The sequence below is a fragment of the Flavobacterium muglaense genome, assembly GCF_014305155.1.
Taxonomy (GTDB): Bacteria; Bacteroidota; Bacteroidia; order Flavobacteriales; family Flavobacteriaceae; genus Flavobacterium; species Flavobacterium muglaense.
Map to the genome: position 1 here is coordinate 1 of NZ_JACRUK010000047.1, position 23,091 is coordinate 23,091.

Consider the following 23,091-nt stretch of genomic DNA (forward strand, 5'->3'; position numbering starts at 1 on the left):
AAAAAAAGAGTAGAAATCCATAGATATCTACTCCTTTTTAGGTCTTAATTTATTAGAAACACTTTTTCAGTGCCCTCTTTTTCAATTGAGTCTTTTTATTATAATAAACAGTTAGCTTAACTTTCTTGGTGTTGTTTTTCAATTAAAGTTTTATCTTCTTTAGAAATTGTATCTACCAATACTGGCGTTGCAATAAATAAAGATGAATATGTACCTACAACAATACCCACTAACATCGCAAAGATGAATCCTCTGATAGATTCTCCACCAAAGATGAACATGATCAATAACACTCCAATCATAGTTGCAGATGTATTAATAGTTCTAGACATAGTAGAGTTGATCGATTGATTTACAATCTCACCAAAGTTTCCTTTTACTTTACCATCTAAAAATTCACGAACCCTGTCAAATACAATTACAGTATCATTCATAGAATAACCAATAACTGTTAAGATTGCAGCGATAAAGTGTTGATCAATCTCCATTCCGAAAGGCATGAATTTGTAACATAAAGAATAAATTCCTAATACAAAGATAACATCATGCGCAACTGCAGCGATTGCTCCTAAACCATATTGCCATTTTCTAAAACTAATTAATAAGTATAAAAATACAATTAACATCGCTCCAATTACAGCCCAATATGCATTTGTCTTAATATCCTCAGCTACTGTAGGCCCAACTTTAGAAGCCTGTACAATACCTAATGTTTTACCATCATAAGCATTTACAAATTTTTCATAAGTCATTCCAGCAGAATAATGCTGTTTTAAGTTATCAAACAATAATTTATTTACTTCTTCATCCGCTTTTGTACCGTGTTCTTGTACTTTGAATTTAGTCGTAATTTTTAATTGATTATCGTTACCAAAAATTTTCACTTCGGCACTACCATCAAAAACCTTAGCTAATTCAGCTTTTACTACTTCAGTTTCAATTGGTTTTTCAAAACGAACTTGGAAAGTTCTACCTCCAACAAAATCAACACCTTGATCTAAACCATTTGTAAAAAGTGAAATAAAACTTACTACAACAACAATTGCAGAGAATGCGTAAGTCCATTTTTTAACTCCTAAGAAATCAAATTTGAAATTAGTAAAGAAGTTTTTAGAAAAATTAGTTACGAATGACAAATCATTTTTACCTAATATATTTTTATCAATAAAGATTCTAGCGATGAAAATAGAAGTAAACAATGAAGTTATAATACCTATTAATAATGTAGTTGCAAATCCTTTAATTGGCCCCGAACCAAAGATAAAAAGTACAGCTCCAATTAAGATGTGTGTAACGTTTGCATCAACAATAGAACGCATTGCTCCAGTCCAACTGTAAGACGCTATAACAGCTTCGTTCAATGTTTTTCCTTCTCTTAATTCTTCTTTAGCACGCTCATAAATAATAATATTCGCATCTACTGCCGTACCCATTGTCAATACAATACCTGCAATACCAGGCAACGTCAGTACAGCACCTAAACTTGCTAAAATTCCAAATAAGAATAATAAGTTAACTGCCAAAGCAATATTAGCATACCAACCTGCTTTACCGTAGTAAACCAACATCCAAAGTGAAACTAATAATAAACCAACAAGTGCTGAATTTGTACCATTGTCAATAGCTTCTTGACCTAATGACGGCCCTACTACTTCTGACTGAACGATATCTGCAGATGCAGGAAGCTTACCAGCTCTTAATACATTCGCTAAATCTTTAGTTTCTGTTACATCAAATGATCCTGAAATCTCAGATCTACCACCAGAAATTGGTCCGCTAGAAACTCCTGGAGCTGAATAAACAACATTATCAAGAACGATAGCGATACTTCCTTTTGAAGTATAAGCTCTACCTGTTAATTCTTCCCAAGCTTTAGCCCCTTGCCCATCCATTTGCATAGAAACAGCAGGTTTACCTAATTGATCAAATGAATCTTTAGCATCTGTAACAACTCCTCCGCCCATTGCTGGTACATTATCTCTGTTCCCTCTTAAGGCATATAATTCTACTGCTTCAACATCTTTAGCTTTAGCATCTTTAATTGTAGTTAATTTACCCCAAACAAATTTAGCGTAACGTTGATCTGCAGCTAATAAAATTCTAATGTCAGCTCTTTTAAAGTATGAGTTAACAACTGCTGTATCTTTTGGAGAGAAAAGTCCTAAAACTGGACCTCCACCTTGTCCGATCATTTTGTCTAGTAAAGGATTATTTCCTTTTTTAGTAGCTGTAGAATCTTTACCATCAGTCAATAAAGCACTCAAAGAATCTTTAACAACTACTTTTGAATCTACTTTAGTTGGTTCAATCTTTTTTAATGCTTCATTTGTAGCCATTAAAAAATTCCCCATCTCATCAATTTTATACGTTTCCCAGAACTCTAGTTGAGCAGTACTTTGTAATAATTTCTTGATTCTATCCACATCTTTAGCTCCAGGTAATTCAACAAGAATTCTTCCTGATTCTCCTAATTTTTGAATATTAGGCTGTGTTACTCCAAATTTATCAATACGTTTTCTAAGTACTCCAAAAGCACTTTCTACAGATTCATCAACTTTTCTTTTGATTACCTTTTGAACTTGCGAATCTGTCATTTGGTAGTCCACACCACCTTCACCTTGCAAACTTCTGTTCGCAAAAATATCAGGAGAAGCTAATTTTACTGTTCCTTTTGAATTTGCTTCAAAAGCATCAAAAAATTTATCTAGATAAGACTTATTTCCTTCTGTATCTGCAGTAGCATCAGCTAATGACTTATTGAAAACAGGGTTTTTAGAATTATTCGATAATCCTTTCAAGATGTCTTTAACAGAGATCTGAAGAATCACGTTGATTCCTCCTTCTAAGTCAAGACCTTTGTTGATTTGCTTATCGCTTACTTCATTAAAAGTAAAGTTTGTAAACCCTAAATTAAATACACTCTCCTTACCGATCGAGTCTAAATATTTCACTTCTTTTTCAGAGTTTCCATTTGCAAAAGCTTTTGCATCATTTTTTACTTTGCTTGCAACAAAAGTGAAAGAAAGTTGGTAAATACTTACCAATGCAAATAGAATTGCGAAAAATTTAATAAGTCCTTTATTCTGCATTATTACTAAAAATTAATTATTTTATATTTATTTATTTTTACTTTAACCCTTATAAAACAAGTCTTAAGTACACATACGAAGCCAAAACTTCTCCCTCAAGAATTATACTATTTATTTTAAACCGAGCAAATATATAATTAAGGTTAAGATTAACCAATTTATTTATTGATTAATATCAAAAAAAAGACTGCACTGATGCAGTCTTTTCTATTATATGACTAAAAACTTATGCTAAAATCTCTTTTAAAGCGTCATTCATTTGTCTAACAGCGTCAGCGCTTTTAGAAAACAATGCTTTTTCGGTATCATTTAACTCAATTTCTAGAATTTCTTCCACTCCGTTTTTACCTATAATACAAGGTACACCAATACAGATATCATTTTGACCGTATTCACCTTCAACAAATACAGAACAAGCAATCATTTTCTTTTGGTCATTCAAAATACTATCTACTAGAAACGCAACAGATGCTCCAGGAGCATACCAAGCAGACGTTCCTAACAACCCAGTTAAGGTTGCACCACCTACCATTGTACTAGCAGCGACTTTTTGCAAAGCTTCTTCTGATAAAAACTGAGAAACAGGTATACCATTATATGATGCTAAACGCGTTAAAGGAATCATCGTAGTATCACCATGTCCACCAATAACCATTGCCGAAATATCATTTGCAGGTTTATCCAAAGCCAAAGACAAATACGTTCTAAAACGAGAACTATCCAAAGCTCCACCCATACCGATGATTCTGTTTTTTGGCAAACCTGTCGATTTCAATGCTAAATAAGTCATGGTATCCATAGGATTAGAAACTACCACTATAATTGCATCTGGCGAAAACTTCAATACATTCTCAGCAACTGTTTTCACAATTCCTGCATTAATTCCTATTAACTCTTCACGAGTCATCCCTGGTTTTCTTGGAATTCCAGATGTAATTACTACTACATCACTCTTAGCTGTTTTTGAATAATCATTTGTAACTCCTGATACTTTAGTATTAAAACCTGTATTAGTAGCACATTGCATGATATCCAAAGCTTTCCCTTCAGCAAATCCTTCTTTTATATCTAATAAGACCACTTCACTTGCAATTCCTCTATAAGAAATAACATCCGCACAAGTAGCACCTACATTTCCTGCTCCTACAATAGTAACTTTCATATTTTATGGTTTATCGGTTGTTTATAATTTTTATTTTAATCGAATGCAATAGCAATCGCTTTACACCTTATGCATCAATATTAGCATAAACAGCATTTTTCTCAATGAATTCTCTTCTTGGCGGTACTTCATCTCCCATTAACATTGAGAAAACTCTGTCTGCTTCTGCCAAACTATCAATTGTTACTTGACGTAAAGTTCTAAATCCTGGATCCATTGTAGTTTCCCACAATTGCTCCGCATTCATCTCTCCAAGACCTTTATAACGTTGAATAGCTGCACTACCACCCATTCTTTCATTGGCTTGATCCCGTTGCACATCATTCCAAGCATATTCTTTCTTATTTCCTTTTTTAACTAAGTACAAAGGCGGAGCAGCGATATAAACGTGTCCTTCTTCAATTAACTCTTTCATAAAACGGAAAAAGAACGTTAAAATCAAAGTAGAGATGTGACTTCCATCGACATCGGCATCACACATAATAATTACCTTATGGTAACGCAACTTCGAAATATTCAATGCTTTACTATCCTCTTCTGTACCCACAGTTACTCCAAGTGCAGTAAATATGTTACGAATCTCTTCGTTTTCAAATACTTTATGATGCATTGCTTTCTCTACATTCAAAATCTTACCACGCAAAGGCAAAATTGCTTGAAAAGCACGGTCACGACCTTGTTTAGCCGTTCCCCCTGCCGAATCTCCCTCGACAAGATACACTTCGCATTTTGCTGGATCTTGCTCTGAACAGTCAGACAGTTTTCCTGGTAATCCACCACCACCCATTACGGTTTTACGCTGTACCATTTCACGCGCTTTTTTAGCCGCATGACGTGCTTGTGCTGCAAGAATTACTTTTTGAACAATGATACGAGCATCATTTGGATTTTCCTCCAAGTACGCTTCAATCATATCGCCTACCGCTTGACTTACCGGCGAAACTACTTCTCTATTTCCAAGTTTCGTTTTCGTTTGTCCTTCAAACTGGGGTTCTGCTACTTTTACAGAGATAATTGCAGTTAATCCTTCACGGAAGTCATCCCCTGAAATATCAAACTTCAATTTATCTAACATTCCAGACGCATCTGCATATTTCTTTAACGAACGCGTAAGACCCGTTCTAAAACCTTGCAAGTGTGTTCCTCCTTCATGTGTATTAATATTGTTCACATAAGAAAAAATATTTTCTGTATAACTAGTGTTATAAATTAACGCCACCTCAACAGGAATTTCTCCTTTATCATTATCCATAGAGATCACATGTCCAATAATTGGCTCACGATTCCCATCTAAATAACGAATATATTCTTTAAGACCTTCTGTAGAGTGAAAAACTTCTCCAACAAAATTACCGTCTTTATCTTTTTCTCTTTTATCCGTAAAAGTGATTTTAATTCCTTTATTCAAGAATGACAACTCACGCATACGCGCTGATAAAGTATCATAAGAATACTCTGTTGTTTGGGTAAAAATACTTGGATCTGGGTAAAAAGTTACAATTGTACCTCTTTTAGTCGTTTCTCCAATTTGTTTTACCGGATAAAGCGCTTTTCCTTTTTCGTATTCTTGCTCATAGACCTTACCATCACTACTATGCACAGTTGCTCGTAAATGAGAAGATAGTGCGTTTACACACGAAACCCCTACACCGTGAAGTCCTCCAGAAACTTTATACGAATCCTTGTCAAATTTACCTCCAGCACCAATTTTAGTCATTACAACTTCCAGAGCCGAAACTCCTTCTTTTTTATGAATACCTACTGGAATACCACGACCGTTATCTTCAACTGAAATTGAACCATCTTCATTTATGTCAACTATAATAGTGTCACAGTGACCTCCCATAGCCTCATCGATAGAGTTATCGACTACTTCATAAACTAAATGGTGCAGACCTCTTACACCTACATCTCCAATATACATCGATGGACGCATTCTTACGTGCTCCATTCCTTCTAATGCCTGAATACTATCCGCTGAATAATTGCTCTTATTGATTTCTTCGCTCATATAATTTATTCTAAAATGTAATTTTGTCTAACACGCAAATATATAAAAACGTAAACTATCGAACCGTTAAAATCCTCATTTAAGGCGTTAAGTTATTAACATATTGTTGATTTTAGACCAAAAAAAACGCTCTCAAACCTGAGAACGTCTTTATTTTAACAAATTTAGATTTTATTTTAAACTACAATTCTTGTTTTTGCATTGTCTTGAACTCCTTTTCCATGCGCTTCATTAGCTCGACCACTAGGATCTTCGTTTTCCTGCCATTTTGGAATCCATTTCCTAACCGTTTGCGCAGCGCTTACCTGTGGAAAATGTTTTTGAAAAATAGAGCGATACAAATACGCTTCTTTTGTCGTTGGTGAATTGTACTGAAATTCTTCGGCAGCTCCTGCTAATTGCTCATCAGTTACCTGTGTAGCACAATAGGCTTTCAATTCATCAATCCAATTATAGCCTACACCATCCGAAAACTGTTCTTTTTGCCTCCACAACACTTCATCTGGCAAGAAAGGATCTTCAGGCGTATCAAACGCTCTACGCAAAATATATTTTTCTATATTATCATGATTTTTAGGTTGCTTCTCTTCGGGTTTTATTCGAATAGCCACATTTAAAAACTCTCTGTCCAAAAACGGAACTCGAGTCTCTAAACCGCACGCCATTGTGGATTTATCAGCTCTTAACAAATCAGCAGTAAATAATTTCTGAACACGTTCTATCGTTTCTTTTTGAAAATCTTCGGCTGTAGGAGCATTTCTAAAATACAAATAACCTCCAAAAACCTCATCGGCTCCTTCGCCAGAAAGAACCACTTTTATACCCAAATCTGTTATCGCTTTAGATAAAAAATACATAGGCACACTAGCGCGTACCGAGATAATATCATAGGTTTCTAAATGCCAAATTAATTGCTCTAAAACCTGAATTCCTTCCGCTACCGTAAAATGAACTTCATGATGTGTTGTACCTAAGAATTCAGCCGCTTTTCTTGCCGCAACAGCATCCGGAGCATCCGCATTTAATGCTATCGAAAAAGAATGCAATTCCTTGCCTTCCGCTTTAAACAATCGAGCCGCAATTGCCGATGTTAAAGACGAATCCAATCCACCTGAAAGCATCACTCCTACAGGAACGTCAGCCATTAATCGTTTACGCGTTGCTTCTATTAAAGTTTCTCTTATAAGATCTAAATCCAATCCTTGGTCAGCCTTCGCATAATATTCATATTCAGGTTTATAATATTTTACAAATCCTGTTTTTGACGTATAGTAATGTCCCGGAGGAAAAGTAGAAAACGTCTTGCATTGATCCGCAATTGACTTCATTTCGGATGCAAAATAAATACGTCCCCTCTCATCTAGACCATAATACAACGGTTTCACTCCCAATGGATCTCTAGCCGCCATATAATCATCGCCATCGATTACCACAAAAGCAAAAGCTCCATCAATTTTATCGCAAAAATCATAACCAAATTCTTCATACAAATGAACAATAACCTCAGAGTCAGAATGGGTTCTAAAAGTATAATCTTTTAAAATACCTTCTCTTAATTGTTGATGATTATACAACTCTCCATTGTGCACCATATAAGCCGTACTAGTCCCTTGAATAGGTTGCTTACCCGTCTTTAAATCAACAATTGACAATCGTTCATGACTTAAAAAATGTCCTTTTTCAGTCATAAACAAATCACTTTCATCCGGACCACGGTGCGCCATTCTTTTAGAAAGCTCTTTAACCAATTGCTCGTCCTTTCCTTTACCTATAATGGCTAATATCCCACACATAACTTTCTCTATTATTTTTAAACTTAATTGATCATCTGCAAAGATGCTCTTTCGCCAGCAAATGCGAAACACAAAGTTAGCATTTACTTTAAAACTAAAACACAAAAAACCTATTTACACTAAAAATAAAACAAAAAAGTTCTTAAATTTTAGTTTTGTTTACAATTATAAACAAACAAAATTATCAAAATCGCTTTTTACTTTACTTTTACTCCTTTTGCATAACAGCCTGAAGCTTTTGCTTCTAAAATATCACTGGCGCGCATTTTCATTATATCCTTATCAAAAATTACAAAATCAGCCCATTTACCTACTTCTAAACTTCCTTTTTCTTTTTCTTCGAAATTAGAATAAGCAGCCCAAATAGTCATGCCTTTTAAAGCTTCTTCTCTTGACAATGCATTCTCCATTTGAAAACCTCCTTTTGGATACCCTTTGCTATCCTTTCTAGCCACTGCAGCATGAAAAGTCAACATAGGATTTACTTCTTCAACAGGAAAATCAGTACCTAGTGCGATAACGCCTGCTTTATCTAACAACTTCTTGTAGGCATACGAATTTTTCAAACGGTCTTTCCCTAATCGATCTGCAGCCCAATACATATCCGAAGTAGCATGAGTAGGCTGAACTGAAGGAATAATACCCAACTTGAAATAATCAAAATCCTGCTCTCTCAAAACCTGAGCATGCTCAATCTTCCATCTGCGGTCGTTTTTCCCCGTGAGGGCGTCTTTGTATATTTTTAATAAAACAGTATTTGCCGAGTCACCAATTGCATGTGAATTCAATTGAAATTCCGACTTAGAAATTTGCTGCGCTACTGATTTGAATTGATCTATTGACGCCAGAAAAGCACCAAACTGTTTTGGCATATCCGAATATCCTTTGTGTAAACAAGCACCACGCGAACCTAGCGCACCATCTCCATACATTTTAAAAGAACGCACATCTAAATAATCGGTTTTATAAATCCCTTTTTTTAAATACATATCAATATTTTTCTGATTGGCCGTGATCATTGCATACACATTCAATTTCATCAGCTTTACTTTTTGCAAGCTATCCATCAAATTAATAATATCCGGATCAAGCCCTGCATCGTTTACCGTTGTTAATCCGTAATCAAACATCACTTTTTCGGCATCTAATAAAGCTGCAATTTGGGTTTTACGACTTGGTTTCGGAATGATCTTAAACACCAACTCCATTGGATTATCAACCAAAATACCGGTTGGCTCCCCATTTTTAATTTCGATCTGACCTCCTTCAACTTTTGTATACTTAGTAATTCCCGCTAGCGCTAGTACCTTACTATTAACAACAATCGCATGACCATCAACTCTATTTAAAACCACTGGCGTGTCAGGAAAATATTTATCCAATAAGGCCTTCGACGGAAATTCTTTTACCTTCCAATCGTTTTGATCCCATCCGTTTCCAACAATAAAACTAGCTTTCTTTACTTTTTGAAATTCCTGAATACGCACAATCACTTCGTCCATGCTTTTTGTTCCTCGTAAATCTACTTCCTGTAAGCTTAGACCAAAACCATAAAAATGGCAATGCGCATCAAACAAGCCCGGATAAATAAACTTGCCTTTAGCCTCTATATTCTCAGATGCCGAGTACTTTTCTAGTATTTCTTTATCAGTACCAATTGCTACAATTTTACCTTCTTTTATAGCCATAGCAGTCGCTTGCGCAAAAGTTGAATCTACTTGATAAATAGTAGCATCCGTAACAATTAAATCAACCGAAGTTTTCAAGTTTTTCAAGCAAGAACTTAGAGAAAACAAAACACCAATGAGCAATAAACGTTTCATAGTATATAATTTAGTTTGGCTAATATAAAAAACAAGACTTATATAAAAAAATGCCCTCTAAAAATAGAAGGCATCTTTCAATCAAAATGTTTGTTTTGAAATTATACTTTTACATACGAATCAGTATGAACATTCGCTACTGCTCTTCCTGATGGATCGTTCATGTTCTTGAAAGCCTCATCCCACTCTAGTGCAATTTTAGTACTACAAGCTACACTTGCCTCCTGTGGCACACATAATGCTGCTGCATCACTAGGGAAATGTTCAGCAAAAATAGAGCGGTAGTAATATTCTTCTTTTGAAGTTGGTGTTTGCAAAGGGAACTTGTACTTAGCATTTGCTAATTGCTCATCAGTTACCTCAACCGCTACTACTTCTTTTAATTTATCAATCCAACCATATCCAACTCCATCGCTAAATTGTTCTTTTTGTCTCCAAGCAACACTTGGTGGCAACATATCTTCAAATGCTTTACGAACAACCCATTTTTCCATTGGATGTTCTTTGTTGATCATTTTATCTTGTGGGTTGATGCGCATAGCAACATCCATAAATTCTTTATCTAAGAACGGCACACGTCCTTCAATTCCCCAAGCAGCCAAACTTTTGTTTGCTCTTAAACAATCGTACATGTGTAGTTTTCCTAATTTACGTACATTTTCTTCATGAAATTCACGTGCATTTGGTGCTTTATGAAAATACAAATATCCTCCAAAAAGCTCATCTGCACCTTCACCAGACAATACCATTTTAATCCCCATTGACTTAATAACTCTAGCCATCAACCACATAGGTGTCGATGCTCTAATAGTAGTTACATCATAGGTCTCTAAGTTATAAATTACGTCTTTTACCGCATCTAATCCTTCTTGAATAGTAAATTTAATTTCGTGGTGAATTGTACCAATATGATCTGCTACTATTTGTGCTGCAGCTAAATCTGGAGAACCTTCCAATCCTACAGAAAACGAGTGCAATTGTGGGTACCATGCATCAGCAGTGTCACCAGATTCAATACGTTTTTGAGCATATTTTTTGGCTACAGCCGAAGTAATTGACGAATCCAATCCTCCTGACAATAATACTCCATAAGGAACATCACTCATCAATTGTCTATGAACCGCAGCTTCTAATGCTACTTTAATATCCTGAATGTTCGTTTCGTTGTCTTTTACAGCTTCAAAATCTGTCCAGTCTCTTTTGTACCATTGTACAAATTCTCCATCTTTGCTTGTCATATAATGTCCTGGAGGAAATAATTCTATTTTAGTACAATAGCCCTCTAGTGCCTTCAACTCAGAAGCAACATAAAAAGTTCCATGTTGGTCCCATCCTATGTACAATGGAATAATTCCCATGTGGTCACGAGCAATAAAATACTCATCTTTTTCAACATCATAAATTGCAAAACCGAAAATTCCGTTCATTTCGTCAACAAAATGTAGTCCTTTTTCTTTGTAAAGCGCTAAGATTACTTCACAATCACTTTCAGTTTGAAAATTGTATTTTCCTTCAAATTGTTTACGTAATTCTCTGTGGTTATAAATTTCACCATTTGCAGCTAAAATTAATTTTCCGTCTTCGCTCAATAAAGGTTGTTTTCCCGAAGCTGGATCTACAATTGCCAAACGTTCATGAGACATAATCGTTTTTTCATTGCTATAAATTCCGCTCCAGTCTGGTCCTCGGTGACGGATGATTTTAGACATTTCTAATACTTGCGGTCTTAAAACTTCCGCTTTTTGTTTTAGATCAAAGGCACATACTATTCCACACATAACTCTATATTTTTATATTTTTTAAAACTTTATTTATTTTGATGAAGCAAAGATGCAATAACAGTTTCAATTGAAAAACATATTTCACTATTTCGATTACAATTTGTAACTAAAAATAATTTTTTACGCCTTTTTAGTAACCAAAAGAACTTCAAATAGCTACCCAAGTTAAAAATTTCAATTTAGCCCCCATTCGAGCCATCATCAAGACTACAGCACATCCTCTATTGTATACTTTGTTGTGTTTATTTCAAAACTAAAACCTATTGCATTGCCCATCAATTTGTTACCCAAAGGAGACTGAGGAGAGAGCGCAATAACATTAATCCCGTCTATATTTATTTTTGGCAATGCCAAACTAAGGTACAAATAAATCCCATTTGCCTTGACTAAACTTCCTACAATAATAGTTTGCGCCTTTTGAGCCGGATCAATTTTATCCAATACTGCTTTTTGATGCAATACCTCTTTCAGTTTACTATTGAGTTTTTCTTGTTCCAAGTGCATCATTGATAAAGCAGTTTCATGCTTGTCCCCTGCCGAACCTTTGGCATCGTTTTTAGAATCTTCGGTAAGAGCCGTGATCATATCTCTAAAAACATCAATTCTATCTTGAACTAATTGTGAATAGTATTGGTGTATTTTTTGTTTAAAGGTCATATTTTTCAATTTATTAGATACGAGTTTCAAAATAAAACAGCTGTATTATTTTCATTATCGCCGACCAAAGTTAGGCTATTATTCTATTGTTATCTTATCTTTTTGAATAGCCAAATTAATTTATTAGATAAAATTTAACACCGATTATTCTCTTTCTAAATACACAATTGATATTTTTATCATTCTAATCTTATAATACATATTATGAAAAAATCAACAATTGTAGCAACAGCAGCTTTTGCCCTTACAATTCTTTTGTCGCCAAATGCCCAAGCACAAAAATTTCCAGACTTAGATAAAAGTCCGATGGACGTAGCTGCATTCCCTACAGAATACAAAAACGCAGATAAAATTGCTAAAATAAGTTACAGCCGTCCGCAATTAAAGGGACGTAGCATGGAAGAACTGGCTCCAAGTGGAAAAGTATGGAGAACTGGAGCAAACGAAGCAAACGAAATTACGTTTTACAAAGATGTTACTTTAGGAAAAACTAAAATCAAAGCGGGTACTTATACCCTATACACTATTCCAGAAAAAGACAGTTTTACAGTTATTATCAATAAAGACCTTAATGTTTGGGGTTCTTATTTTTACAAACAAGAAAATGACGTAGCAAGACTTACAGTTCCTGCAACGACTGGAGAAGATTCACTAGAATCGCTTTCGATGGTATTTACCAAAACAGATAACGGACTTGCGTTAAACATGGGTTGGGGAAAAGTAAGAGTTGCTATTCCTTTTACAGAATAGTAAAGAATTTCTAAGTAAAAAAAAAAGGCTTCCAGATCATGGAAGCCTATTTTTTTTATATGAATTAAATCGATTAAAAATCAAATTTATAATTAGCACCTACAACAATTTGAAATCCTTGAACTGGATAATTCAACCAGGTTTGATAGGCTTGATTTGTAATATTATTTGCTCTTATAAAAGCTGTTAATTGCTCATTGTACTTGTATCCCACATGAGCATTTACATCAAAATAACTATCTAAAGTTATAGGAGCTGCGTTCGTAACAAAGATAGAATTAACTTGAGTATCCTTACGTTCTCCTACAAAGAAAACCGCTGCACCTGCAAACCATTGCTCTGTAACATTAAAATCTATAGTCGAATTTAATTTCACCTGAGGCAAGTTCCATGCTTCTTGTTGAAAGTCATTAGTGAATTTAATAAAGGTTCCATTGATCCCAAAAGTCACATCCTCTGAAAAACTAGCTTTTAAATCTCCAGAGAAACTTAAAGTACGCATATCATCATAAACGACTTGCATACCATTACCAAAACCGTAGTTTTCATTCGTACTACTTGTATAATCATTGCTTTTATACAAGGCTTTATTGCGCACATTTACATAAGAACCTTTAATATTATAACTCACATTATTAGTTAATTTTCCTTTTAAACCTGCAAAAATATCATACTGTTGATCAGTAGGTCTTATAAAACCCGGTGCATTAGCATTTTCCATAGTTGGCGTTAAAAAAGGGTTTCCGTTTACAAAATCCATATAAGTATTTTGCTGCAAATTCCCTTCGGCTCCCGTATAGAAAATCATCAAGTCACCCACCACTTTCAGCGATGCGTTTACTTGCGGATACACAAAAAGTTTATTATTACTATTTTCATTGTTTCTACTATAAAAAACCGATGCTCCCAAATTTAAAGTCCAATCATCTTGTTGTATTACAAAACTTGGCGAAATCCCAAAATTAGTATAGCCGTATTTTATGACTTCTAAATTAGAACCATCCTTGTTTTTACTAAAATTACCACCTACATAATCTACAATAAGGTTCGTCTTAATTAGTTCGTCCATAATTTCCAATCGCAAAGATGGCTTAACATAAAAACGGTTTTCTGAGGAACCATAACTGTCCGTAAAATGATTGAATTTAAAATTTGCATTATCAAAAACTCCTTCATTAAAATTAATTCTTGAGCCTAACGATATCGTGTTGTAACTATGTTCTGGCTTTATACTGCCTATCAAAGTACTTCTATCCACTGGAGACAATGTCGATCCATACCAATTATACAGTTGGTTTTGATACCCTAAATCTACATTCCAAGACAGATCACTGTCTTTAATACCGTATGTTAAATCCACCGCAGTGTTATAATAAGTATTGTCTAGCTCTACTCCTTTTATCCCTCCTTGAGACGAAAGGTGACGAAACATCCCACCTACATAATCATTATTTCCCAATTCCTGATTCACAAACAACTCGGCATTCAACGTTCCATAATTCCCTATTCCTAAAGTTGCATAATTGTTGTACAAATGTGCTTTTTTAGTTTTTTCAACTCCTTCTGCTTTTCCTTTTGACGGCGTAAACGTAGAAGCCACCGGAAATGAAAAGATAGCATACTTTACAGTTTCCTTTTTCGCATTACCTTCTTCTTCAAGAACAGCTGATTCAGGAACTTTAAAAGCATCCGAAATGGTAGGCGTATACGGCTTTACAACATTCACTACTTCTGACCCAATATTCTCGTCTTTCTTTTGAGCAAACGAAAACTGAAAGGCTATTAAAAACAGTGCAATTGTAATTTTATTTTGAAAATTGAAATTCATATTTTTATTGTTTTATTATAAAAAAGCATATCAAAGGCAATCGCACTTTTTCCTGCATTTATTACTTTATCTTTTATTAACTATTATCTTAGACTACTTCCCATTCTCCCTTGGCTACAAATTGTGATTGACCACCAATATTAATATCAAAAAAATCGTTTTCTAGCGTACCCTCAAAATAGATTTGCGAATCCCTACCTAAAAACTCCCCTTGGTGATTGACCATCTTAATTGTGCTAGCATAGTACTTCAATAAAAAAGCTTGCAAACAGGTACTGGCACTTCCTGTGGCCGCATCTTCAATCAATTGATTATTTTCGATGCATAACATTCTTGTCGTAAGCACTTCGTCTTCTAAACTAAAAAAATATAAGGCCTTATGAGCTGTCTTACAATTTGCGTCCAGCCAGTGTGCTGTTTTTTCTTTATCTAGTGACACTTTACTAAGCGCTTCTTTGTTCTTTAATGGCACCATCACAAATGCACTTCCCGTGCTCACTTCCTGTACCTCAAATCGATCATCAAAATCGTTAGTACTTAGATTACTAAATGATGTAAAATCACTCTTATTCAAAACCTCCATGAATTTAGGTTGTGCTGCCTTTAACCACACTAAATCATTAGTTTGCACAACTGAAATCATACCTATTGGTACCTGCAACTCAATAGTTAAAGGTTCATGATTAAACACTTTGTTCATCAACACCCAAGATGTACCAATAATTGGGTGACCTGCAAATTGCATTTCGTGAGCCGGCGTAAAAATCTTAATTGTTGCCGTATGATCTTGCGCACTTATCGCTGTTACAAATGTACTTTCGGCAAAATTAATTTCGCTTGCAATTTGTTGCATTTGATCTACAGATAAAGCACTAGCATTCAAAAAAACAGCCAATTGATTTCCAGCATATTTTTTATCTGTAAATACATCTACAATATAAAAAGGAATCATCATTTTTTAATTATTTTAAATTCACACAACAACTATGCGTTACGGTTGCGCTACTAATTATTTATAGATGAATTCGTTTTAGACTCTTCTGCCTTAATTGTGTTTAACTCTTTTTGAGCCTCGGCCACAACATCTGAGAAATCAGTGAAGTTTTTGATCACATTTTCTAAGATATACGTAGCTTGAAAACTATCTTTCAGTCCGTAAAAATTCTTCGCCATTAGCACTAATCCTTTCGAACCATAATACCTATAACTAGAATAGTTTTTAGCTAATTTTTGAACCGTAACATTTGAAGCTTCAAACTTTCCGTCTTTATTTTTAAAGTAAGCATCATAGTACAAGGCTTCGGCAGCAAGTTCTCCTTTGGCAATCGTTAATACTTTAGCATATCCTGCTCTCGCTTTCACTTCATCACCAGTTTGAATCGCCGAACGTGCTATTATAATTTGAGCATCTGCACGTACATTGTCATCTGTTTTGGGGTTAGTCAAAACTTTATCGGCATACGTAACCGAGTTTTGATAGTCTTTCTTTTCATAGTAACATTTCATCAAATTAGATTGTGCAAAAACTTTATTTTGAGGATAATCAGATTCGTTTTCCAAGCGTACAAGAACCGGAATTGCTTTTTCTTTTTGATTGTTATCCAATAATATTTGAGATAATCGGGCCAAAGATTGCTCTGTAAATTCGCTTCTTGGCTCACTAATCACAAACTGATAATTAGATACAGCCTTGTCTTTTTGACCTTCGGCAAAGTAAGCTTGTGCTAAATAAAAATTAGCTTTTAAAGCATGAATCCCTTTTGGAAAACTAGAAATATAAGCACTAAACCCTGAGATCGCTTGCTTGTTATTGTTTTGTTCAAATTGCTTCACTGCTGACTCGTACGAATCGTTATCTAAGTCAGCATCCGTAACTGCAACGAAATCTAAAGTACGTACCCAAGTAGCATACTCGTTGACACGACCACCATCTACATAAATCAATCGCGCTGTAGATACTGCCTCAAGTGCTTCGGGTGTTTTAGGAAAATCTGCCGCAACTTTTTTAAATTTAACTAATGCCGGTTCGCTTTTGTCTGAATTGTAATAGATCAATCCTTGACGTAAAATAGACTTCGCTGTATAGGTCCCGTTTTTATATTCAGTAATTAATCGATCAAATGTTTTAAGTGCAAGATCTTGCTTATTACTCGCTACATAAGTATTTGCTAATTCATACATAGCATCATCACGGTAACTTGATTTGGGATATAACTGTAAAAACGAATTTAATTCTTCGATTTTCTTATCATTTTTGGACACAAAACCATAGCACATTGCTTTTTGGTAATTCGCATAATCTGTATCTACTCCTTTTAAATCAATCACTTTATTGTACGCTTCCATTGCAGGCCAATATTTTGAGGTTACAAAACGACAATCGGCTAAACGCAAATACGAATCGTTAAGTCTCACCTTATCATCCTGCACTTTATCAATTTGATATTGAAAAAAAGTAGCCGCTTGATCGTACTCCTTCAATTTAAAGTATGCATACGCTATGTTATAGTTTACATTTTTATTCTCGCTTGTCGCGCTGGCACGTGCTGAACTTGTAAATTGTTTGAAACTGATCAATGCATTTTTGAAATCATCCTGAACATACTCTGTTTCCGCTTTCCAGAACGATGCTCTAGCGGTAAAAGTAGCGTCCATTTGACTTTCTAATGATTTTTTAAACATCTTTACCGCCTCTGTGTAATTTCGCTCGCCATACAATTCTATTCCTCTATAAAAAGTTACCTTTTGGTAGGCTAGCTTATTTTCTGGTCCTTTGTTTTTTTCTAATAAAACAAGAGCTTCTTTGTAATTTTTTGAAGAAATATACGAGTCAATAAGCAGTTTCTCTACTACTGGACGGCTTGTATTAGCGGGATACTTTTTTATAAAATCCAATAAAACCTGAGGAACCGTTTGGTATGAATTCCCTATTTCATAACTTAATTTGGCATAATTCAAACTTGCATCTTCCTGAATTGATGTGTCAAATGTCATCTCGGATGCATTTTTAAAAGCATTTAACGCTTGTTGTTTTTGATCAAGCTTCAAATAACTTTCTCCCAAATGATAGTATGCGTTTTGAGCTACAAAATCTTTACCGTTTATAATTTTGTTGAACTGAGAAATAGCATTTTCAAAATCATTTTGTTTGTAATACGCATATCCCAATTGGTAAAAATCAGTATTGTTCCATCTTCCTTTTTTTCCTTTATAATCTGCTAAAAACGGAATCGCTTTGTCATATTGCTTTAAATTAAAATAACTTTCTCCTATAATTTTACTTAATTCCGACTTTTCAATTGCGTTCGATTTTCCCATTGCTTTTTGACCTAAATCAATCGCTTTTTGAAAATTACCCAATTTGAAATTCATATCCGCTTGATAGTAAGACAGCTTTTCTTTGTATTTTTCTTCTCCTGAAACTTCGTCAAAATACTTGGTAGCTTGCTTGTAATCATCGCCTTCATAAGCCATAAAACCTAAATAATATTTAGCCTGCGAACCAAACTCCGCCGAATTCACTACCTTATTAAAATACGTAGTTGCTTCTTTTTTGTTTTTCGAATTAAAAAAAGCATATCCTTTTTGGAAATTGAATTGGTCGCGCTCTTTATGAGTAAGCTGACTTTCGTCTACTTTTTCGAACCATTTCAAAGCCATCGGATAATTTCCCTGTTCAAAATAATAATGCGCCACTTCAATAAAAGCTTGATTGCTTTTGGCACTTGTAGGATAATCTTCTACAAAGCGCTCCATCAATCCATCGGCATTTGCCTGATTTAATCGAATGGCACAAGAAGCATCATAGTAAGCACAGTCTGCTTTAACTTCATCGTTTGTAGTTTCCAAATTCACTTTCTCAAAAATAATTTGAGCCGAAGCGAATTGATTGTCATTAAATAAAGAAATTGCTTTATTGAAATCTTTTAGGTCGTGAGTATATATTGTCGATTTTTGAGCAGAAACAGAATAACCACCAACAAAAATCATAAAAAGAAAAAGCCAAGAAATTTTACGCATTTTATTTGTTTTTTTTTGATATTCAAAAGTATCATAACTTAAGGGTATAACGAATTGTTATTGGTTTTTATTATGAACAAATCTTTTAACAAAAAACAAAAAAAATCAGATTTGATAATTGTTATTTGACAATTGATAATTACTTTTACCCAATAAACAATTTTTTTAATTATGTCTCAAGCTATCTTAGCCCTAAAAAACGTAACCATTTATCAAGAAGATAAAGTCATTTTATCGAATATCAACTTGGAGGTAAACCGTGGTGAATTTTTATACATCATAGGAAAAACAGGATCAGGAAAAAGTAGTTTTATGAAAACTTTATATGCTGATATGCCTCTAAAAGAAGGCGAAGGCCATATTGTTGATTTTGAATTAGACACTTTAAAAGAAGATGATATTCCGTTTTTAAGACGAAAAATTGGTATTGTATTCCAAGATTTTAAATTATTACCAGACCGTTCTATCAAAGACAACATGCTATTTGTCTTGAAAGCAACGGGATGGACAGGAAAAGAAGAAATGAATCGAAAAATTGACGAGGTTTTAGACAAAGTAGGCATGAAAGCCTATGCAATGAAAATGCCTCACCAAATTTCTGGTGGTGAACAACAGCGTGTTGCCATCGCGAGAGCTTTATTAAACGACCCTGAATTGATCCTTGCCGATGAACCTACAGGAAACCTTGATCCACAAACAAGTGCCGAGGTTCTTGAAGTACTTAGAAGCATCAATGCGAACGGAAAAACAATTATAATGGCAACACATGATTATGCCTTATTGATGAAATTCCCATCTAAAACACTGAAATGCGAAGACACTAAAATCTTTGAAGTAGTTCAGAGAACAGTGTAATGCTCTCCATCCTTATTCCGATATACAATTATAATGCTTTTCCGCTAGTTCAGGAATTGCATAAGCAGTGTGCGGAATCTAATATTGATTTTGAGATAATTTGTATTGATGACGCATCGATTTTGTACGTTGAAGCAAATACTGCTGTAACTACCTTATCACATTGTAAACTTATTATTTTACAAAAAAATATTGGCCGTAGCCAAATCAGAAACCTACTCGCTTCTCAATCCCAGCACGACTGGTTACTCTTCCTGGATTGTGACACCTATCCTACAGACGATGCTTTTATTGCGAAATACCTAAATTTTATTATAGCGGGCGGGCATCACGTTTTTTTTGGAGGCTTGGCTTACGCCAAAAACAAACCCAAAACCAACCAACTACTGCGCTGGATTTACGGAAAATCAAGAGAGGAAATTCCTTTAAAAATCCGAAAAAAAAATCCATATCAAACCGCTTTAGTCTCTAATGTAACTATTCATAAAACTATTTTTGAAACGATCACCTTCCATGAAAACATCAAAAATTATGGTTATGAAGATTACTTTTTTATTCAAGAACTTAAAATGAACCTTATTCCCGTTCTTCCTGTTGAAAATCCTGTATTGCACTTGAATTTGGAAACGTCCGTAGTGTATTTGCAAAAAACAAAAACAGCCTTAGAAACATTATTTCAAATTTCTAAAAAAAACAACACCACTATAAATACTCCCTTAATAAAGACCTATAAAAAACTAGAACGTTTACGTATTACAGCACTATTTTCATTTTTTTTTCAAAAAACAAAAACCAGACTAGAGCGACAGTTACTTTCAAAAAAACCTAGCCTTTTTGTGTTTGACCTTTACAAAATTGGTTATTTTTGCTTCCTAAACCACCAGTAAATGCCATTTTTCTCTGTCATAATTCCGCTATACAACAAAGAGAATTTTATCGAAGCTACTTTACAAAGTGTTTTAGCGCAAACATTTATTGATTATGAAGTCTTAATAATTGATGATGGATCGACGGATAGTAGCGCCTCCATCATAAAAGGTTATACTGATAGTAGAATTCGATATTTTAAAACCGCAAATAAAGGTGTTTCATCGGCTAGAAACTACGGAATTCAAAATGCTACTGCAAACTACATCACTTTTCTCGATGCTGATGATTACTGGTATCCCCATTTTCTTGAAGTAATGTTTAAGAATAGTAATAAAGAACCAGAAATCAGAGTGTTTTCGGCTGCCATTGAGATTGAAACAAACAACACTACCTTCCCTGCTGCCTATTCAATTCTACAAAAAAATGAGTACGAAATCGTCAACTACTTTTCGGCTAGTTTTAAAGAAACTGTAATATGCACTTCTTGTGCGGTGTTTCATAAAACTGTTTTTGATAACGTAGGTTTTTTTGACACACAACTAAAAAGTGGACAAGACACTGATTTATGGATCAGAATTGGATTAGAATATCCGGTGTTATTTTCCTGGGAGATTCTAGCAAGATATGTTTATGATCAAAATAGCCTTTCAAAAAACATCAATTTCCTCCATACAAAACCCGACTTTACTGCATTTGCAATAGCGGAAAAAACAGATCCTCTTTTAAAGAAATTTCTAGATTTGAATCGGTTTTCACTAGCTATCAAATTTAAATTAGCCGGAAATAAAAACGCTTTCCGCAATCAATGTAAAGCAATCGACCGAAGCAATTTAAGTACCCAAAAACGAATCGTATTATCATTTCCTGCCTTCCTTTTACGAATTCTCATTCGATTTAAAACATTCTGGACTGAGCATGGTTTGGGATCAGCTGTTTTTAAATAGCTTAAAATCATCAAAATCCCGGATATAATCGTCTTCATCAAACTCTCCCGATGCTAAAACTAAGCAAACAGAGCCGGAAGAAAAATTTTCCAACTCCCTCCAAATGCCTTTTTCGATCAGCAAACCAAAATTAGGTTTATTGAGTGTAACTTTTGTATCAAACTGTCCGTCTTTAAGAACTACATCAAAACTTCCGCTCAAAGCGACCAAAAACTCTTTTTGTTCTTTATGTGCATGTCCACCCCTTTTACTTCCACCAGGTATATCATATAAATAATACACCCTATTTGACACAAAAGGGATTGTATCTCCCTGAATTACTGATAGATTCCCCCGAAGATCATGAATCTTTGGAATTTCTATTAATCTTACCTCTTTGTTACTTATCATTTTGTTCGAATAAAACAGCTTCCCATTGTTTTGAAATAGCTGATAAAGATAAATGTTCTACACTTTTGGCAGCATTAAATTTACAAAAATCATACAAATCAACATCCTCAATTAATTGCTTCATAGCCGCTGATAAAGCGTGTGCATTATTATTTTCTACCAATAAACCATTTTGTTCATGCTTAATTATTTCTCGTGGACCACTGTTGCAATCTACAGCAATAACCGGAGTTCCCAACGCCAAGGACTCAACTATAGCCATAGGAAAACCTTCAAACCTGCTAGTTAGCACAGTAAATCTAGCCTGCTGCACTGTTGCAAACGGATTGGCCTGAAATGGAATCACAACAACATATTCTTCCAACTTAAAATTGCGCACTAAGTCCTCAATACGAGACAAGTCTTTTCCTTCGCCCATCAAGTAAAGTAAATATCCTTTTAAATATATTTTAGATAGAAAATAGGCTTCGAGCATCAAACCAAAGTTCTTTACTTTATCATCAAATCTTCCAAAATACAAAACATAATTTCCTTTGGCAGCACAATTTCCCTCTAACTTAATTTTCGAAAAATCGTACGGATTATTAATCATCCTCGTATTTACCAGAGCAAACCGCTGCTGTACCTGCTTTTCAATGGCCGATGAAACACAAATAATTTTTGCTGTATTTCGATATAGCTTTTTGGACCAAAAAACCGAATTTGGAAAATAATTATCTAATTGAGAGCTATGCACCACAGAAAACTTTTTCTTACTCCCATAAATCCAGTTCGCAATTAATTCTCTCAATAAATTATTGCGCGGTCGATGATCTATAATACAGTCAATATTATGCAATTTTAAATACTGATACAAGGCCACTCCTTTTTTTATTTTTTTAATGAACGTGATTTTCTTCAAGCCTTCTTTTTCTAAGCAATAAAGTGAACCTGCATAAGGATAATCAACACGATCATTGATGACTATATTGTGTACCTCAAAATTCAAATCACCTAAAATAAAACTCAACAATGAAGCACTCCTCTCGGCTCCACCATGGGCTAATGAGGTCGAAATTATTGCTACTTTGTTTCTGTTTGTTGTCATTCTTGTCTAAAAGTAAATATATTTGTCAAAT

At 34.5% G+C, this 23,091-nt stretch carries 16 protein-coding genes; 4 read left to right on the forward strand and 12 right to left on the reverse strand.

Annotated features, from left to right (window positions below; genetic code table 11):
* Positions 1–116: 116 nt before the first annotated feature.
* From secDF to H8R24_RS14600, 7 genes are all read right to left on the reverse strand, one after another.
* Complete coding sequence (gene secDF, locus H8R24_RS14570; protein ID WP_187020433.1) at positions 117–3,089, reverse strand: protein translocase subunit SecDF; 2,973 nt, start codon at positions 3,087–3,089, stop codon at positions 117–119.
* 226 nt (positions 3,090–3,315) lie between these two features.
* Complete coding sequence (mdh, locus tag H8R24_RS14575) at positions 3,316–4,251, reverse strand: malate dehydrogenase (protein ID WP_187020431.1); 936 nt, start codon at positions 4,249–4,251, stop codon at positions 3,316–3,318.
* Between the two features lie 67 nt (positions 4,252–4,318).
* Positions 4,319–6,262, reverse strand: a complete 1,944-nt coding sequence (gyrB, locus tag H8R24_RS14580) for a DNA topoisomerase (ATP-hydrolyzing) subunit B (protein WP_187020428.1) — start codon at positions 6,260–6,262, stop codon at positions 4,319–4,321.
* A gap of 176 nt (positions 6,263–6,438) precedes the next feature.
* Positions 6,439–8,055 (reverse strand): asparagine synthase B, encoded by a 1,617-nt coding sequence (gene asnB / locus H8R24_RS14585; protein ID WP_187020426.1) that lies wholly within the window; start codon positions 8,053–8,055, stop codon positions 6,439–6,441.
* A 197-nt stretch (positions 8,056–8,252) separates the two neighbouring features.
* Complete coding sequence (locus H8R24_RS14590; protein WP_187020424.1) at positions 8,253–9,878, reverse strand: amidohydrolase; 1,626 nt, start codon at positions 9,876–9,878, stop codon at positions 8,253–8,255.
* Positions 9,879–9,979: 101 nt separating this feature from the next.
* Positions 9,980–11,656 (reverse strand): asparagine synthase B, encoded by a 1,677-nt coding sequence (gene asnB, locus H8R24_RS14595; RefSeq protein WP_187020422.1) that lies wholly within the window; start codon positions 11,654–11,656, stop codon positions 9,980–9,982.
* Between the two features lie 210 nt (positions 11,657–11,866).
* Positions 11,867–12,316, reverse strand: a complete 450-nt coding sequence (locus tag H8R24_RS14600) for a hypothetical protein (protein WP_187020419.1) — start codon at positions 12,314–12,316, stop codon at positions 11,867–11,869.
* Positions 12,317–12,520: 204 nt separating this feature from the next.
* Here H8R24_RS14600 and H8R24_RS14605 point away from each other — a divergent pair, with 204 nt between their 5' ends.
* Complete coding sequence (locus tag H8R24_RS14605) at positions 12,521–13,066, forward strand: DUF2911 domain-containing protein (RefSeq protein WP_187020417.1); 546 nt, start codon at positions 12,521–12,523, stop codon at positions 13,064–13,066.
* A gap of 73 nt (positions 13,067–13,139) precedes the next feature.
* On the opposite strand, the gene H8R24_RS14610 is transcribed toward H8R24_RS14605, so the two are convergent.
* The 3 genes from H8R24_RS14610 to H8R24_RS14620 all read right to left on the reverse strand — a co-directional run bounded on the left by H8R24_RS14610 (position 13,140) and on the right by H8R24_RS14620 (position 18,914).
* Positions 13,140–14,894 carry a porin family protein gene (locus H8R24_RS14610; RefSeq protein WP_187020414.1) on the reverse strand — a complete coding sequence of 585 codons (1,755 nt, stop codon included), beginning with the start codon at positions 14,892–14,894 and terminating at the stop codon, positions 13,140–13,142.
* Between the two features lie 88 nt (positions 14,895–14,982).
* A complete protein-coding gene (locus H8R24_RS14615) occupies positions 14,983–15,849 on the reverse strand; it encodes a PhzF family phenazine biosynthesis protein (protein WP_187020411.1) in 867 nt (288 codons plus the stop codon).
* Between the two features lie 50 nt (positions 15,850–15,899).
* The gene (locus H8R24_RS14620; RefSeq protein ID WP_187020409.1) at positions 15,900–18,914 is read right to left on the reverse strand and encodes a tetratricopeptide repeat protein; all 3,015 of its coding nucleotides are present in this window, start codon (positions 18,912–18,914) and stop codon (positions 15,900–15,902) included.
* A 171-nt stretch (positions 18,915–19,085) separates the two neighbouring features.
* Between H8R24_RS14620 and H8R24_RS14625 the strand changes: the two genes are divergently transcribed.
* From H8R24_RS14625 to H8R24_RS14635, 3 genes are read left to right on the forward strand one after another with little or no spacing between them, the layout of a single operon-like run.
* Positions 19,086–19,769: a cell division ATP-binding protein FtsE gene (locus H8R24_RS14625; protein ID WP_187020407.1), complete on the forward strand. Its 684-nt coding sequence runs from the start codon at positions 19,086–19,088 to the stop codon at positions 19,767–19,769.
* The gene (locus H8R24_RS14630; RefSeq protein ID WP_187020404.1) at positions 19,769–20,656 is read left to right on the forward strand and encodes a glycosyltransferase family 2 protein; all 888 of its coding nucleotides are present in this window, start codon (positions 19,769–19,771) and stop codon (positions 20,654–20,656) included. The genes H8R24_RS14625 and H8R24_RS14630 overlap by 1 nt, the downstream gene beginning before the upstream one ends.
* Complete coding sequence (locus H8R24_RS14635; RefSeq protein ID WP_187020401.1) at positions 20,657–21,583, forward strand: glycosyltransferase family 2 protein; 927 nt, start codon at positions 20,657–20,659, stop codon at positions 21,581–21,583.
* Here H8R24_RS14635 and H8R24_RS14640 read toward each other — a convergent pair.
* Together H8R24_RS14640 and H8R24_RS14645 are read right to left on the reverse strand one after the other, a co-directional pair.
* On the reverse strand, positions 21,566–21,973 hold the full coding sequence (locus H8R24_RS14640) for a sugar 3,4-ketoisomerase (RefSeq protein WP_187020398.1): 408 nt from the start codon (positions 21,971–21,973) through the stop codon (positions 21,566–21,568). The two genes, H8R24_RS14635 and H8R24_RS14640, sit on opposite strands and share 18 nt — an antisense overlap.
* A complete protein-coding gene (locus tag H8R24_RS14645) occupies positions 21,963–23,060 on the reverse strand; it encodes a glycosyltransferase (protein WP_187020396.1) in 1,098 nt (365 codons plus the stop codon). The genes H8R24_RS14640 and H8R24_RS14645 overlap by 11 nt, the downstream gene beginning before the upstream one ends.
* Positions 23,061–23,091: the final 31 nt, after the last annotated feature.